Annotated in this window: 9 protein-coding genes and 1 CRISPR repeat array; of the genes, 1 reads left to right on the forward strand and 8 read right to left on the reverse strand. The window is 58.8% G+C overall.

The window, feature by feature from the left end; all coding sequences use genetic code 11:
- Nucleotides 1-117: 117 nt before the first annotated feature.
- A CRISPR array of direct repeats spans nucleotides 118-3,065; the repeat unit is 36 nt; unit sequence GCTTCAATGGGGCCACGGCATCTGAGCCGTGGAATC.
- A gap of 212 nt (nucleotides 3,066-3,277) precedes the next feature.
- Nucleotides 3,278-3,568, reverse strand: a complete 291-nt coding sequence (gene cas2, locus KF784_17825; protein MBX3120920.1) for a CRISPR-associated endonuclease Cas2 — start codon at nucleotides 3,566-3,568, stop codon at nucleotides 3,278-3,280.
- Between the two features lie 4 nt (nucleotides 3,569-3,572).
- Complete coding sequence (gene cas1, locus KF784_17830; GenBank protein MBX3120921.1) at nucleotides 3,573-5,270, reverse strand: CRISPR-associated endonuclease Cas1; 1,698 nt, start codon at nucleotides 5,268-5,270, stop codon at nucleotides 3,573-3,575.
- A gap of 115 nt (nucleotides 5,271-5,385) precedes the next feature.
- On the opposite strand from cas1, the gene KF784_17835 reads away from it, so the two are divergent.
- The gene (locus tag KF784_17835) at nucleotides 5,386-5,958 is read left to right on the forward strand and encodes a Uma2 family endonuclease (GenBank protein ID MBX3120922.1); all 573 of its coding nucleotides are present in this window, start codon (nucleotides 5,386-5,388) and stop codon (nucleotides 5,956-5,958) included.
- A gap of 101 nt (nucleotides 5,959-6,059) precedes the next feature.
- Here KF784_17835 and KF784_17840 read toward each other — a convergent pair whose 3' ends face one another.
- The 6 genes from KF784_17840 to KF784_17865 all read right to left on the reverse strand — a co-directional run bounded on the left by KF784_17840 (nucleotide 6,060) and on the right by KF784_17865 (nucleotide 14,739).
- Nucleotides 6,060-6,311: a hypothetical protein gene (locus KF784_17840; GenBank protein MBX3120923.1), complete on the reverse strand. Its 252-nt coding sequence runs from the start codon at nucleotides 6,309-6,311 to the stop codon at nucleotides 6,060-6,062.
- 18 nt (nucleotides 6,312-6,329) lie between these two features.
- The gene (gene cas5u6u, locus KF784_17845) at nucleotides 6,330-7,931 is read right to left on the reverse strand and encodes a type I-U CRISPR-associated protein Cas5/Cas6 (GenBank protein MBX3120924.1); all 1,602 of its coding nucleotides are present in this window, start codon (nucleotides 7,929-7,931) and stop codon (nucleotides 6,330-6,332) included.
- The gene (gene cas7u, locus KF784_17850) at nucleotides 7,931-9,259 is read right to left on the reverse strand and encodes a type I-U CRISPR-associated protein Cas7 (GenBank protein ID MBX3120925.1); all 1,329 of its coding nucleotides are present in this window, start codon (nucleotides 9,257-9,259) and stop codon (nucleotides 7,931-7,933) included. The genes cas5u6u and cas7u overlap by 1 nt, the downstream gene beginning before the upstream one ends.
- Nucleotides 9,260-9,273: 14 nt before the next feature.
- On the reverse strand, nucleotides 9,274-11,484 hold the full coding sequence (gene csx17 / locus KF784_17855) for a type I-U CRISPR-associated protein Csx17 (protein ID MBX3120926.1): 2,211 nt from the start codon (nucleotides 11,482-11,484) through the stop codon (nucleotides 9,274-9,276).
- Nucleotides 11,481-13,922: a CRISPR-associated helicase Cas3' gene (gene cas3 / locus KF784_17860; GenBank protein MBX3120927.1), complete on the reverse strand. Its 2,442-nt coding sequence runs from the start codon at nucleotides 13,920-13,922 to the stop codon at nucleotides 11,481-11,483. The genes csx17 and cas3 overlap by 4 nt, the downstream gene beginning before the upstream one ends.
- A gap of 520 nt (nucleotides 13,923-14,442) precedes the next feature.
- Nucleotides 14,443-14,739, reverse strand: a complete 297-nt coding sequence (locus KF784_17865) for a hypothetical protein (GenBank protein MBX3120928.1) — start codon at nucleotides 14,737-14,739, stop codon at nucleotides 14,443-14,445.
- Nucleotides 14,740-14,814: the final 75 nt, after the last annotated feature.

A 14,814-nucleotide genomic window follows, 5' to 3' on the forward strand; every position in this document is an offset into this window, starting at 1 on the left:
AGATAAAGATGGCGTACTGGTGTCGGAATTTCAGCTGACCGAACAGGCCCTCGCGCCCCGGACGCGTTCGTCGCAGCGCTCAAGGACTCAATCGAGGCGATTGAAGAAGCGGAGCCGTGAGGGATACGGCCGCGGCATGTGAGCCGTGGAATCGTGGGAACTGGTTTTCCTGGTTCCGGCGATTCTGGTCGCTTCAATGGGGCCACGGCATTTGAGGCGTGGAATCATCATTTGGCTCAAGCGATCCTCAGGCCTGAGATGTACGCTTCAATGGGGCCACGGCATCTGAGCCGTGGAATCGTCGAGCGTCACTCAGATACCTCTCTCGCTACTACCTGCTTCAATGGGGCCACGGCATCTGAGCCGTGGAATCCCACGCCCTATGTAACTGATTGTAATTATTCAGTGCAGCTTCAATGGGGCCACGGCATCTGAGCCGTGGAATCTTGGCCTTGTCGGTGTTGTCGCAGGTGAAATTCGCGCTTCAATGGGGCCACGGCATCTGAGCCGTGGAATCCGCTGTATGGCTTGGGTGAAGATGCCACGTCACATGCTTCAATGGGGCCACGGCATCTGAGCCGTGGAATCTCTAGAGAAATGGGCCTTGTTCTTGGGTGAACAAGAGGCTTCAATGGGGCCACGGCATCTGAGCCGTGGAATCGGCGTGAGCATCCCTTGAGCCTTCCGCGTTATTCATGCTTCAATGGGGCCACGGCATCTGAGCCGTGGAATCCCGGCAGTCTACCACGCACCACGGGGCCTCTCCCGCCGCTTCAATGGGGCCACGGCATCTGAGCCGTGGAATCTTGCCGACAAGGGAACCAGACGACGACTCTTGGAAGGTGCTTCAATGGGGCCACGGCATCTGAGCCGTGGAATCCGATCCGCGCAAGCTCAAATACACGCCGGAGGAACAGGAGCTTCAATGGGGCCACGGCATCTGAGCCGTGGAATCACCAATCGCCGGTCATGCGCCATCACCCAGTAAACTGCTTCAATGGGGCCACGGCATCTGAGCCGTGGAATCCGTACGCGGAACCAAGTTAAAGAATGGCAAGAAAAGCTTCAATGGGGCCACGGCATCTGAGCCGTGGAATCGACGCCACGCCCAAAGGGCACGCGATCACGCTTTCGGCTTCAATGGGGCCACGGCATCTGAGCCGTGGAATCTAATTCTGAAAAACAAGTCAACGGGCCAGCTCAAAGGCTTCAATGGGGCCACGGCATCTGAGCCGTGGAATCTCCGTCCCGAAGATGCCGCGCCCGTTACTGTTGCCGTCGCTTCAATGGGGCCACGGCATCTGAGCCGTGGAATCCATTAAGGGCAAGGCCTACTCCAAGTCCGCCATCACGCTTCAATGGGGCCACGGCATCTGAGCCGTGGAATCCGCAATTTCAAATCGAGACAGGTAGCCCAGGCGGCGGCTTCAATGGGGCCACGGCATCTGAGCCGTGGAATCGCGCGTCGAACGTGCCGGTGAGTCGATCGACATTTTCCAGCTTCAATGGGGCCACGGCATCTGAGCCGTGGAATCTCCTTCCGGCGGGTGCGGGACGTCCAGTGCCACCTCGCTTCAATGGGGCCACGGCATCTGAGCCGTGGAATCCGGGACCGGCGGCAATGGCGTGACGGTGACCATCAAGCTTCAATGGGGCCACGGCATCTGAGCCGTGGAATCCAATCACCCGATGCAGGCTACTGCCACGGATATTACGCTTCAATGGGGCCACGGCATCTGAGCCGTGGAATCGGAGGTCGGCAATGGTGTCTTGGCATGCGTCATGGGTGCTTCAATGGGGCCACGGCATCTGAGCCGTGGAATCTGGCTATTTCCCGCCTCACAACGTGGTCCTCAGGGCGCTTCAATGGGGCCACGGCATCTGAGCCGTGGAATCGGCATCCGCCAGACCAATCAACGTCGTCGCTATGCTGCTTCAATGGGGCCACGGCATCTGAGCCGTGGAATCCCCTCTAGGGGTATACCAGTGGGGTTCATTTCCTTTCCATCGCTTCAATGGGGCCACGGCATCTGAGCCGTGGAATCATCGCGGCGTTGTGGCCCTTCGGACGGCGCAGGAATTTGGGCTTCAATGGGGCCACGGCATCTGAGCCGTGGAATCTCCTACCCTATCAACACCTTCTGCCGTGAGGACCTGCTTCAATGGGGCCACGGCATCTGAGCCGTGGAATCCAGCTTGTCGATCAGGAGCCCATCGCCCGCGAATCTGGCTTCAATGGGGCCACGGCATCTGAGCCGTGGAATCAGCAACTAAAGGCGTTCGCCGCTAATCTCCACGATGCTTCAATGGGGCCACGGCATCTGAGCCGTGGAATCGTCGAACAGTCGTACCACGTCACCTTGTAAGGGTAGGTCGCTTCAATGGGGCCACGGCATCTGAGCCGTGGAATCGAGCTTACTCTCTTCTCACAACGAGCGCAGGTTTGAGGCTTCAATGGGGCCACGGCATCTGAGCCGTGGAATCGGCTTCTTCGAAATTGTACGACAAGGGCAAATTAATCGCTTCAATGGGGCCACGGCATCTGAGCCGTGGAATCATCTTCAGGCGCGGAAGCGTACGCACAGGCCAGGCCGCTTCAATGGGGCCACGGCATCTGAGCCGTGGAATCGCCGCCTTTCGTGACCATCATGTGGCGAAAGGGTCCGCTTCAATGGGGCCACGGCATCTGAGCCGTGGAATCCAGATACAAATGAAATCATGCCCGCCCCGGTAAGCTGCTTCAATGGGGCCACGGCATCTGAGCCGTGGAATCATCCAACGGCTTCGGAGTGTCGCCGATCATGCTGAGTGCTTCAATGGGGCCACGGCATCTGAGCCGTGGAATCCACGACACGGCAATAGACGTTGACGGCACACGTTGCAGCTTCAATGGGGCCACGGCATCTGAGCCGTGGAATCACCTCGACTTCAGCGGGAATGAATGCTACGGGTACGTGCTTCAATGGGGCCACGGCATCTGAGCCGTGGAATCACACGACAGGACCGCTCATTAAGGCGTTCGATTCGGCGCTTCAATGGGGCCACGGCATCTGAGCCGTGGAATCAGCCCTCGGCCAAGTGGCCGTCGGCTTTGGGGTTTTGGCCCAGGTTGCGAGCGCCTCGTGTCATCGCACAAGCCGTTTTGTCTTTTCTGATCATGCGCCTCCTTTTCGTGAGCGTTGTTGCTTGTTCACTGCAATTGTTACGCGTTGCCCGCCGCGAGTGCTGCCAGGGCGTTGCACGTCATTGAAGCGCTCGCGCGGCTCGGCAGCCAACATCACATCACACGAGCGCGACGTTCTTCCCACTCCGGCTTGATGCCCATCGAATCGATCCGTTTTACCGGATGGTTCTCCGTTGGACCCAGGTCGATGATGAGGACCTGATCTTCGCGCTGATCGATGATCTCCGTCAAGGCGGCCTTCATGCGCACGAGATCGATATCCGGCAGATCGCATTGAAACACGGAGAACTGCAGATGCGCGCCGAAGCCTTTCATCGTCTTGAACACGCGCCTCAACCGTTTGGCATCGCAGATGTCGTAGGTGACCAGGTAGTGACGACGCATCCCTTCACCGTGTCGTAAAAGGCGGCAGCTCTGGAATTTCTCCCAGCAGATAGCGCCCCAGCAAACGGGCTTGCACTTCCAGCACCCGACGATAGCTGATCTGATAGCCAAACACCGGATGCGTAATCTCCTGGCTCATGCGCCGCTCGTAGGTCTCGATCAATCGACGGCGACCCTCCGGCGTCAGCGTGACCGAGCCCATACGTTCGAACCAATCGCTCTGTTTGATCTCGCCGTTGTTGATGGCCGTCAACACGGCAGAATCGGCGATGAGCGGCCGGAATTCTTCCATCATGTCGAGCGCCAAGGCCGGGCGACCATAACGAGGCTGATGGTAAAACCCCAGATAGGGATCGAGGCCGACGCTCTGCAGGGTCACGGTCCATTCGCGCGCGAGCATCGAATAGAGCAACGACAACATGGCGTTGACGGGATCGCGCGGCGGGCGGCGATTGCGCCCCTCGAAATCGAATCGCGCCCCCGGCTCAGCTTCCTTCAACATGCCGGCGAATTCAGAAAAATACCGGCGCGCCGCCGTGCCTTCGACACCCAGCAACGACTCCAAGGACTCGACCGCTCCGGCATGGGTCTGATCGTTTTTCATCTCCTGCAAGACCGTGTCCGGGGCGGCCCGGTGATTGCGCCGCAGCAGAGTCCGGCAGTTGGCGATCTTGGCCTGCACGAAACGCCGGGCCAGTTGCAGACAACGCTCACGATCGGCCGCGACGGCATACTGCCGACGCCGCAACTCCACATGTTTGTGCAGCAGGCCCGTCGTCATGCCGTAGAACCAGCCGCCGCTGGAGCAATAGACCAGCGGGATGTTGCGCTTACACAATTCCTGCACCACCTGCGTGCTGACCTGCACGGCCCCGTACAGCACCACTTGCGACGTTTCGACCAGCCGCGCCTCGCCGATCACCTCATCGTGGTCCTTCACCTTCAAACACTCACCGTCTTTGCCCAGCTTCGCACCGGGCGTTTGTACATAGAGAGGGAGCGCATCGTCGCTCGTCGGAATCAACCGCCTCAGCCCCGGCACTTCTCCATTATGCGATGCCCGCAACCAGCCTACTTCGTCCGGCAGACACAGTCCGACCAGCGAACAGCGTGGACATTTGGGGCTATCGACCAGCGGCGGCGGGGCCACTGTCGCCAAGGTCATCGCTCGCATGCCATCGAGGAGTTCAGCCGTCCGCGCGATCAACTCCTCGTCGAACGGCACGTCCACCCGCTCGCGCGATCCGACGAAATAGAGCACGCCTCGTTCACAGGCGAAGCCTTGTTCCTGCAACAAGAGTCCTTGCACACAGAGTTGCACGCGTTCCGGCTCCCAGGCGCCTTGCGCCGTGTGCGGGCGCTTCCCGCGCTTGTAGTCGACCGGCACAACCGCCGTCCCCTCCCCTTCAACCAGATCGATTTTGGCCGTGACACCCAGACGCTCCGACGACAACCAAACGGAGCGCTGATGAATCGTGGCCTCACCCGACTCCTCCTCAGCCTGCTTCGATTTCCGCGCCGGCGCTTGGTCCACACGCCGGTGATGGAAGCGGCCTTCCGTGGTCTCCGCGTTATCGGCGAACTGTCCGTCCACCCATTCGAAATAGGCCAGGCGTGGGCAATAGGCAAACTCGTTCACCATCCGCGCGGGGAGCAACGGGATGTCGCTCCCGCTGGATGGCCCCTGTGATTCCGTTTCCATACGACCTCTATCGGCAAGAGGTTTAGAAATATTCAGTTCTCAAAGAACCACATTGATCGCTTGTCGTCGATCTGATGCTTTGTTACACTGGCCCAGAGTCGAATTGAGGCTTCCGATGTCAGCACCCGCCATCCAAACCAAACACTGGACCCGCCAAGAATACGACCGTCTGGCCGATGCAGGCATTCTGTCACCAGAGGAGCGTGTCGAACTGCTTGGAGGAGAGATTGTCACGATGACTCCGCAACATGGCCCGCACTCAGCCGCCATCGGACTGGCAGATGCGGCACTCCGCAAGGCATTTGGTCCGGCCCATTGGATTCGCATCCAGCTCCCCCTCATTGTCGATCCCGATTCCGAACCGGAGCCGGATCTGGCCGTGGTCCCTGGGTCGCCCAGAGACTATGTCGCCGAACACCCTCGCACGGCACTATTGGTCGTGGAGATTGCCGATAGCACCCTCGAACGAGATCGCACCTATAAGTCCCCGATCTATGCTCGTGCCGGCATTCCGGAATACTGGATCGTCAACCTCGTCGAACGTCGTCTCGAAATCTACCGTGACCCAACAGGGTCTCCAGGCCAACCGGCTCGGTATCAGGTCTCACACAAAGCCGCTCCCACCGAGATCGTCTCCCCATTGTCGGTCCCCCACGTTTTGATCGCCGTCACCGACTTACTGCCGTAATCGACCCGATCCAATCACTATCCCTTGGTTTTCCGCCAGGCATCACCCGTCGCTCATCACTTCGGTTCCACTGCCACGAACTGGCCGAGACCGAAGTGCTCTTACTTCAAGCCCAGTTGCCGCTTCGCGCGTCCCAGCGGCACAGTGCGCTTCCGGGCCTCCGCCTTCTTCGTGTTGCGAAGTTGCAATAGGTCTTCCATATCCTTCAGCCGCTCCTTCAACGACACGAACTCTTCGTACGGCAACACCGCAAACTGCTTTTTCCCATCCTTCACGAGAATCTCCGGATGCAGCGTCATCATGGTTCTTAAATCCTTCATCGCCCGCGGCGTGCATTCGATGCCGTAACGCACGCACGCCTCCTCTCTCAATCAGATGCGACGGTCACACCACGTGCTTACCGGCATGAACTGGCCGAGGCCGAAGTGGCAACCGTAGCCGAGGGCAATGGGCCCGCGCACAGATTGTTCGAACCGCAATTCGAGCAAACGTCCGCGTGTATCGGGTTGCACGAGACCATTCTTGCGGCGGAAGCGATGGAAGTGCAGTGCGCGTAAGGCCCGGCCACCCTGTCGAATACAATCGAGCTCGTTAATTTCAATGATCTTGGGCAAATCATGACCACGTTGCCGCCATTCCCGCTGTAGCTGGCCAAGGATGGCGGCAGTGGCAGATTCCGGTGTGCGCATCTCCGGTTTCTTGAGGAACCATGGGTGAAGGTAGGGCGTCACGCTTCGCCATATCGCGCCTTCGCTTGCCAGAGGTGTAACATTGTCGAATAACGATGCAGTACCGAACCCCTCCAACATCAGCCTGAGCGGCTCGCCGTCCTCTCGCCTGATTTGCTGCAGAGCGGTGAGTACTCGTATGGCGTCGGAGCCAAACCCGCCTGGAGCATGCACGAGAGCATGCTCGATCTCCCCATGCTCGTTTGGATCGGACAACCAGAAGGCATGGGCGTGGTGGTTGGGTGCGTCCAGTTCGTGGCCGGATAGTTCGCACGGGATGGCGCCCTCACCAAGAAGTTGCCTGGCATGACCCATCGCAGCCAGACGCATCAACTCGCCGAATCGAACCGCATTTTCGATACGCGCCAGCGGTTTGCCATAAACTATGAAACGCGCTGTCGTGATACCTGTTTTCGGTATGATGATCACCGGCTTACGAAGAACCTTCGGCGAGATAGTCTTGAGCGCGTGAAGCGGTCGGCGGTAACTTATGAACCGCGCACAAGGCGGCGCACTCCAGCCAGCCGCTTGGAGTTCGCTCGTCTCCACACTAATGGCGCTGAGCCAGTCGTCAGGAAGGGTTGCCAGGAGATTTTTCTGTTCTAATTGGAGTTTGGTCGGGCGTCTCGTGGGGTCGATCGTGATCCCGGCGGCTTCAAGCTTTCCCGAACGGAATGCGTGATAAACTTCTGGCGCATTTGGCGCCATCAAGCGCACGATCTCGCCATTGACCTCCCCCGTTTCACGATCCACGGATTCTGTAACGGGCACGCAGTTGCAATCCACAGCGTCCGGCACACGGCGGGCCTCCACCCAGGACTCAGTGCGACCCAGGAAACCCAGATTCTCAAGCAGAGCGTCGAGCAGTTCATTTTGAGGTCTGTCTAGCACCAAGGCAGACCAGACAATGACGACAGGATCGTCCGCCGCGACTCGCGCGAAGGCATCGAACACCAGCGTGCGTTTGTCGCTCTTGCCGGGCATATAGTGCCGCGAGTGGGCATGAATCGCAGACTCCGGCAGATGAAACGACGGCGGTTCGGCTTCAGCAAGACAGACGAGCAATTCATGCAGGCGCTCGCGTGGAGCGCGGACAGGATCGAGCTTGCGATGCCATACCGCGATCAACGCGCGTGTGATACGCCACAAATCTGGCGGCCAAGCCACGTCCGCTTCGTTGACATGCCGCCCCCAGGGGGTTGCGTGATAACGCCCGGCAGGGAAGGTGAAAGCGATAGCAAGCATCAATCGGATTCCTTTTCGCCTTCTTGGTTAGAATCTCCGTCTTGGTCACCGTCGCCTGCCGCCTTACGAATCGCATCCTTCGCCGACTGATTGTCAGGAAAGAGCGCAAAAAGCTTCTTCAGAGAGTCGAAGTTCGGCTTCTCATCGAGTTCCAGCGACGGTCCTTTCTTGGCCGTTCCCTTCTTCCACTTCACTGATTTCTTCAGTTCCTCAGGAACTGTCGGTTCGGCTGTGCCTTGCGGCAGTTCTACCGAGATCTTCTTCAGCGCTTTCACCCAACTTACGGCTCGGATACCGTTAGAACTATCGTCACCAAAACATCCGCTGCCTGAGACCCTTCTAATCAGTTCCGGGAGCATCTCCGCGATGTCTTTCGCCGCGGGTAGTGCGAAGCCCTTTTCGGGTCTCGTAATCTCGACAGAACCAACTTCAAACTTGCAGTTTGAACGCAAGTCCCAGACCGATTCACGAAATCGAGCAAGCTTATAGAGGGACAAGGCAATCAAGAGTTGTTCAGCGTCCGAGCCCAATCCATAACCACGAATTTGGTTCAGATCAAGATTGAAGTAAGCAGTGATTGACTCGGCGGCGAATTGTGTCGAGGGGTAAGGAATGTTTGTAAAACCGTCCTTGGACGTCACGCCGCGTGCCTCGTCTTTGGCCGGAAACACATGATCGAATTTTGTTCCACCCGATTCGGCGGGTTTAACATTGGACGCTTCGACGAAGCCGGAAAGCGCGCGTGGGACACGAAGACGACCAGCGACCTTCTCCAGAAAGACTCCATGAATGAGACTGTTTAGGTCGTACTTCAGCAAGGCCTTGTAGAAGCGCCTCATATTGATGCGGCCAGATGCCTCGTCATCTTTCTCTTCCGAATCGTTGGAGTCACCTTTCTTTTTTCGCTTCTTCGCGACTCCAAGGTCTTTTAGGATGCTCTCTTGCAACGCAAGCGCTTTGGAATCGGCGCTTTCCCAGAGGTAAGGCGTATTCAAACGATGGGCCTCCAATAGCGTGCTCGTGATCCCAGATTCGCCGCAGTCGATCTGCACGAAGGAAACACCTTTGACTTCGTCGACCAGATCATCGGAAATGGAATCCCTCGTGAACACCTTGAACAGAGCACGCTCAAGCCAGTTGGTGATGCTCTGGGATGACTCCACCAACAGCATTTGGTCGCCATTCTTCGGATTCTCGTAGGTGGCAGGGCCCAGATTGGGGAAACCGGTGGGCTGAAAGCGCGTGCCCTGCAGAGGCCTCAAATCCGCTTTCAGCAACAGGCGCGGGGCAGTGGCAAGGGCAGCAAGAGCATTTGGTTCTAGCGGCATGGCAGTTCTCCTGGTTAGGTGATGATTTCGTTTGGTATAGTCGTATCGAGCTCGAATGCTGGGATCAGGTTAAGGTCGGGCAGTAGCTGTTTAGTTTCAGCAAGTGTGAGGGGAATGCACAAGGCTGCAAGCCAGCGCGGACCATTCACTCTCGCGACTTCTGGCGGATTTCGGCCAGGTAACTTTGCGCCGAGCGTGCGGAGGCGTTGCCAGGCCATGCGCACGGCGGCCTGTACGTCATTGGCGGCCAGACGTGCCGGCATTTCTGCAGGCAGGCGGAAAGTCCGATCTGGCGGCAGCCACTTCAAAACACGGAGCATAGACTCTGGGGTAAAAAATACTTTCAGCAGCGCGAACGCAGGTGGAAGCACGGCTTCTTCATCGGTACGTTTATTTATCCGTCGCGCCACGTCGTCGCTCCAGTCCACACATGCCAGACCGCCGAGAAGTTCGCCAATTCGAGCATCGTCGGTGGCACTATCGAGAAACGCAGCTACATCGTTGCAAGTGGCGCCGGTCTGACTGGCCAGCGCTTCGCCTTCCGCGCCGAGCACAATCGCTTCCAGTCGCCGTCGGTGTAACAGCGCGGCAAGATTCCGGGTAAGTGGTCCTGACGTCCACGCTGCAAGGCGCGATCTGGGTTCCCATGCGCGATCCCCCTCTCTGTTGAGAGACTCGCTGACCTTAACAAGGTGCCGGCGGGCATGCAGAACTCGATGGCCTTGCTCGTCTCGCAGGCACAACCCTGCAAATGCTGCAGCAATCCTGAATTCGACGGATTGATCGTCCGCCTTGATTGCCCAATCCGATGAAAGGCGCGGCGCTGGAACGCACGCAGACTCTTGCGACTTGGGACTGAGGTTGAGGGCGGCTTCGATGCCTCCCACCCGACGCAGCACGGTTTGGAGGGGGGTGCGGCCGGTTTGTTGCGTGAGCGCAAACAAGGCTGTGTCGAGTTGATGGGCGGCGGTGCGCAAAGCGTTAGGGGCGTTTTCGTCACGCGCATAACGCTGGACGCTAGCAAGCCAGTTCCGGCGCTCGAGTTGTGCGATGAGGTCGGCGTCGGGATTTCGTTTGACGCGGTAACGATCGAGTGCCGTGGCAAAAAAGCTCTGGCCGTTTCGCATCAAGAACGCAAACCGCTGAAAGCTGGTCAACCCACGGTCAATCCCAAGCCCTGTAAGCGCCCGTGTGAAATCTAGGCCGTTCGCGATGGTCCTCGCGCCCAAGGTAGCCCGCCCTTCTGAGAACATTGTCTTTAGCTCACCGAGCCCAACAGGCCTCTCCCACAATGGGAGCCAAACCTCCATGACTTGCCGCTTCGCCTGTTTCGGTCGCTCCTCGGCAATCATATAGCTGCCATGCCCGGCCGCCGAGGGGGCGACGACGAAGGGAAAGTTAATCTGCGGGGCATTAAATTCATGCTTACGTGTTGCCGCGCTAGCAAAGAACAGGGTGCCTTCTAAACAAAGCAGGTAATCCCAAGCATTGAGTTGTACGTCCCCTTCGAAACCAGTCGAGGCGTTCACGCCCCCTGATCCTTGTGGCGAGAAGTGACCGGGCGTCTGATCCGAGTGCACATCCGGCGCTGCAATGCCCAATAGGGCGGACTCCAGCGCATGGTCGTGCCTCCGCGTGACAATGCAGGCGACAACCTGCTGCGCGAACCCGGAGACGTAACTACCACTACCCTCATTACCCCCTGTTCCTAACAACGGGGGGAATTTTCGCCCGTCGGACGTCAGCACGTAACATGCATCGAGCCAAGGAAGAATGTGATCTGGCAGTTCCGCACGACACAAATTCAGAAGTTCGACCTTCTTTTCGTCCGAGGCTTTTTCGTCAAAGCCGTGCCTGGATAGAAGATCGCGCACAGCATTGATCGTGCTCCGGTAGGATTCGAGTCGACCACCGTCAGAATTTGAAATCGTCGAGAGCGCCTCTCGGGCTGTCTTCTCCGAACTTCCGCCGAAGAAACCCGAGCGCGCGCCCCACGGCGCAATCAGCGGCGTCGGCCGATACCGCTCCAGAAAGAATGCACGTAGTTCCTCCTTCGTCAGCTTCGTGCGCAGTACAAACACGTCGTCGCGCCAGAAACCAGTCGCATCGGGATCGCCGCCTCCTTCCGTTCCTGCCTCGGCTACTAAGCGCAGCACGGCCAGTGCCTTCAGGTAGGACGCCAGCGGCGTGGGGGTGCAGCCAGGCAACGGGTGTTCATGGATCATCTTGCAGCCTCCTGTTCCGCGCGCGAAGCGCGCCAGTCGGCGATTCGCACCAGCGCCTCGTACCACGCCAACTGAAATGGGCCGGGCGTCTTCAACAATCTCTGTGTGCGCGTGGTCCACGACAGGCCTTGTCGTCCGTCGCCGAGCTGCATCAGATCTAGGTTGAGTTCGACTTCAGGGACCGTTTCGCCGTCCGCGAATTGCATCGCTGGAAGCCGATCTCCGTCCCAGATGCCTCGCGCAAACAATCGCCCGTCCGGGGCCTCGGTTTCTTGCGGGAGTGCGCGCAGCGACATACGCACCTTACCGTGGTGCGCGGCGATGAGATACGCAATCAGGTTGGCTTCGTCATCGTCACCATGCAACGCGAGCCAGGCAAGCGCCGATGCGAGTTCATGGCGAAAGCGTGGACGCCTCACAACCTTGCCGTCCACCATCATCTGGTAACGTGGCTTGCCGCTTTTGCGATCGGGCTTGCGCCCGACCTTGGCCCAGTACCCTGCGCCCAATGGCTCGCCTGTTCCTTGCTCATGCGCGGTTCGAAGCATGGAGTCGAAGGCTTCATGTGCCTTACCCATGTCATGCCACCGTGCGGCACGGATGACGGCCCGCGACTCTTTGACGTTCAACACCTTGCACAACTCCCGCGCTTCTTGCTCCACGTCGGCAAGATGGCGCGGGAGCGCCACCGCGACCTGCAACAGACTGCGGTGGTCGTCGTCAAACGCTTCTTCGTCCCGTGTTTCCTTATCTGGCGCGAGGATTGGAGTAACCTCAGCCTTGCTCTCCGGAGCCAGGCCAAGTTGCGGCGTGTAGCCGCCAGCATCCGCTTTCAGCATCACTGTCATGCCGGGCCGCAGGCGAAGACCTTTGGGATTGGGCATGGCCCATTTGCGGGCCAGCGTATCCCATACAAATACGTCCCCAGTTTCCAAGCGATCCAGCAGCTTCTTTGCCGCCCCCAACCCCGCGCGACACAGTTCTTCCTGCAATGCTGGTGGCTCGTCCTGCGGATCTCCGGCCAGCGCACGCCAGAACAGGAGGACGTCGGCGTCATCAGCGTCGCGAATGTAGGGCGCGATGTCCACGTCGAAGCCGGAGAGATCCGAGTCGGTGTTAAACAAGTCGAGGAAATCCTTGTGCCGCAACACTGGATGGAGCGGGGATTCAGCGTCGATCGGTGGAAGATCCGCAGGCGCAGCGCTCGTGAGAGTCACCATCACTTGCCGCGCGACATCGAGTTCCTCGGTGGTGTACGGCTTGGCATCCGCGACGTCCATCCAGACGACCTGCGCCTCGTTTGTCTTATTGAACTCACCGTAACGATTGCAGCGCCCAAAGCGTTGGACAAGCGAGGCCCAGGGCGCCAGTTCGGTGAATAGCACACGAGCGGATAGATCCACGCCGGCTTCGATCGCCTGAGTGGCAATTATGATGCGGCCTTCGGCCGGCGGGGCAGCATGCAGGCGCTCTTCGTGATCGCGGCGATCCTTGGTACGGAACCGGGAGTGAATCAGTAGCCGTTCCGGGCTGTTTGAAGCAGACGAAACTGGTGGCACTGCTTTCTTTCTGCCTCTTACCGGCGATTCCGAGTAACGTCTTTCCAGTTCGGCAAACAAGCCCTGCGCCCGTTCGACGGTGTTGAGGATTGCCAGCGTGGTGGTGCGCGGCTGATGTGCCGCAAGAACGCAGTCAGCCAATGCTCCGAGGTAGGTTTTGATATCGTCGTTCGTCAGTTTCGCAGTTTTCTCGCTTTCCTCCGCCTTTCCAGACTTGTAAGGCTTCGTCGAGATGAGCGCCGTAGCGCAGGGTGTCAGAACCTTGACCGCCTCTCGCCGCTCCCGAACTGCGGGTTCCTTCTTCTCCTCCTCGCTCAATTCCAGCGCGATCGTGGAGGTGGGATCGAAATCCACCGTTCTCAACCAGTCCCGCTTCAGCGTGGCCGAGACCCATACGCTGCAACTGTTCGACGCCACACCCATCTTGCGGCGAAACGCTTCAAGTTGGACGCTGGTTTTCAACCCTGGGCCCATCAATTGGATTTCGTCGAATACCCACAGCGCGTCGTTATGCAACCAGGCGAAGTGCACGGGCCACTGATATCGGCTCATTCCATAGCCGCGCATCAGCGCCCGAGAAAGCAGCATGTCCTGGGTGCCAATCAGGATGGCGTGTTCTTCCGGGTGCTCAGCCCACGTCGCCTTTTTCACGTCTTCGGCGCCGCCCATCAGAAGGTGTACAGATACCAGGCCTTCACCCGCCTTGCCTTCAATACCCAGTTTCTTGAGCCATGTTTGAGCGTTCTGTACCGTTTGCTCTGCCAAGACTCGCATGGGCAAGCAATAGACCAATCGCCTCGGAGTTGTCTTTTTGACTGCCTCTTCAGCAAACCGTCTCCGCCACACCCACCCCAACACCGCCATCGCAGTCTTGCCCAAGCCCGTAGGTACGTCCACCAACTCAGGAAGCGTCGGCTCGCAGGCGAAGCGAATCTGAAATGGATAGGGTGTGTTTCCCGTCGCGTGTGTGAACCACTCGGCAAACTGAGGTTCTCTGGTCATGCGCCTCTCCCCTTCAGGCTATTTGCCCCGTCAAAGGCTGCCTATCTCTCGGTTCATCGAACTGACGGTATCCACACGTAGATTCATTAGTCTTTCGGTTTTATTCATCGCGCTCCCTCAAAAACGTCACGCACTTGCCTGGGGGTTGGCGCCTAAGAATACAGACCACGAGCTTTCGTTGATTCTGCTGAGTTCCACTCGCCCGGTTGTTTCTCAAGGCTGGTAGCACAACCGGTTCAGCCGCCACGCGCTTGGGCGGGTTGGACAATGCAGTCAGGACAATGGCGGCGAGTGCCTGACACAGCCTACGTCGATTCATGCTCCGCTGGTCCATCGTGCCCCTCCCCGTTCACGCACATCCGCCGCCCCGGACTTGTTTGGGCAGGCGCAACCCGGCCTACGTCTCTTTCCCTGCGCTATACGGCGGCTCTATCATTCCCACCACCCAGCACGACTCATCGGGATCGGCGGCCTCACCTTCTCGCGCCAGCGGCACGGCAATGCAATGCCCCTGCTCACAGTGTCGCCGCATGTCTGCCTCCGACAGGGCGAGGTGCACGTCGCGGTCGCATGCAGCACAATGCCGCACGTCGGCCTGCCCTGTCGGTTGTCGCTGGCTCCACTGTTGCGGGCAGGTGAATGCGAACCGGCATGCGATCTGCGCGTCGTCGTTCCACGCCATGGTTCCTCCCAATCGCAGCGCACTGTAGCAAGAACGAGGACGCCCGTCCCGTGAGAAATACGCCGTTTCGAACCGGGCAAATGCCTA

The organism is Fimbriimonadaceae bacterium, from assembly GCA_019638775.1.
Lineage (GTDB): Bacteria > Armatimonadota > Fimbriimonadia > Fimbriimonadales > Fimbriimonadaceae > JAHBTD01.

Coding starts and splice junctions, on each gene's coding strand:
- cas2 (MBX3120920.1), bottom strand. CDS start 3,568: ATGCGTCGTCACTACCTGGTCACCTACGACATCTGCGATGCCAAACGG.
- cas1 (MBX3120921.1), bottom strand. CDS start 5,270: ATGGAAACGGAATCACAGGGGCCATCCAGCGGGAGCGACATCCCGTTG.
- KF784_17835 (MBX3120922.1), top strand. CDS start 5,386: ATGTCAGCACCCGCCATCCAAACCAAACACTGGACCCGCCAAGAATAC.
- cas5u6u (MBX3120924.1), bottom strand. CDS start 7,931: ATGCTTGCTATCGCTTTCACCTTCCCTGCCGGGCGTTATCACGCAACC.
- cas7u (MBX3120925.1), bottom strand. CDS start 9,259: ATGCCGCTAGAACCAAATGCTCTTGCTGCCCTTGCCACTGCCCCGCGC.
- csx17 (MBX3120926.1), bottom strand. CDS start 11,484: ATGATCCATGAACACCCGTTGCCTGGCTGCACCCCCACGCCGCTGGCG.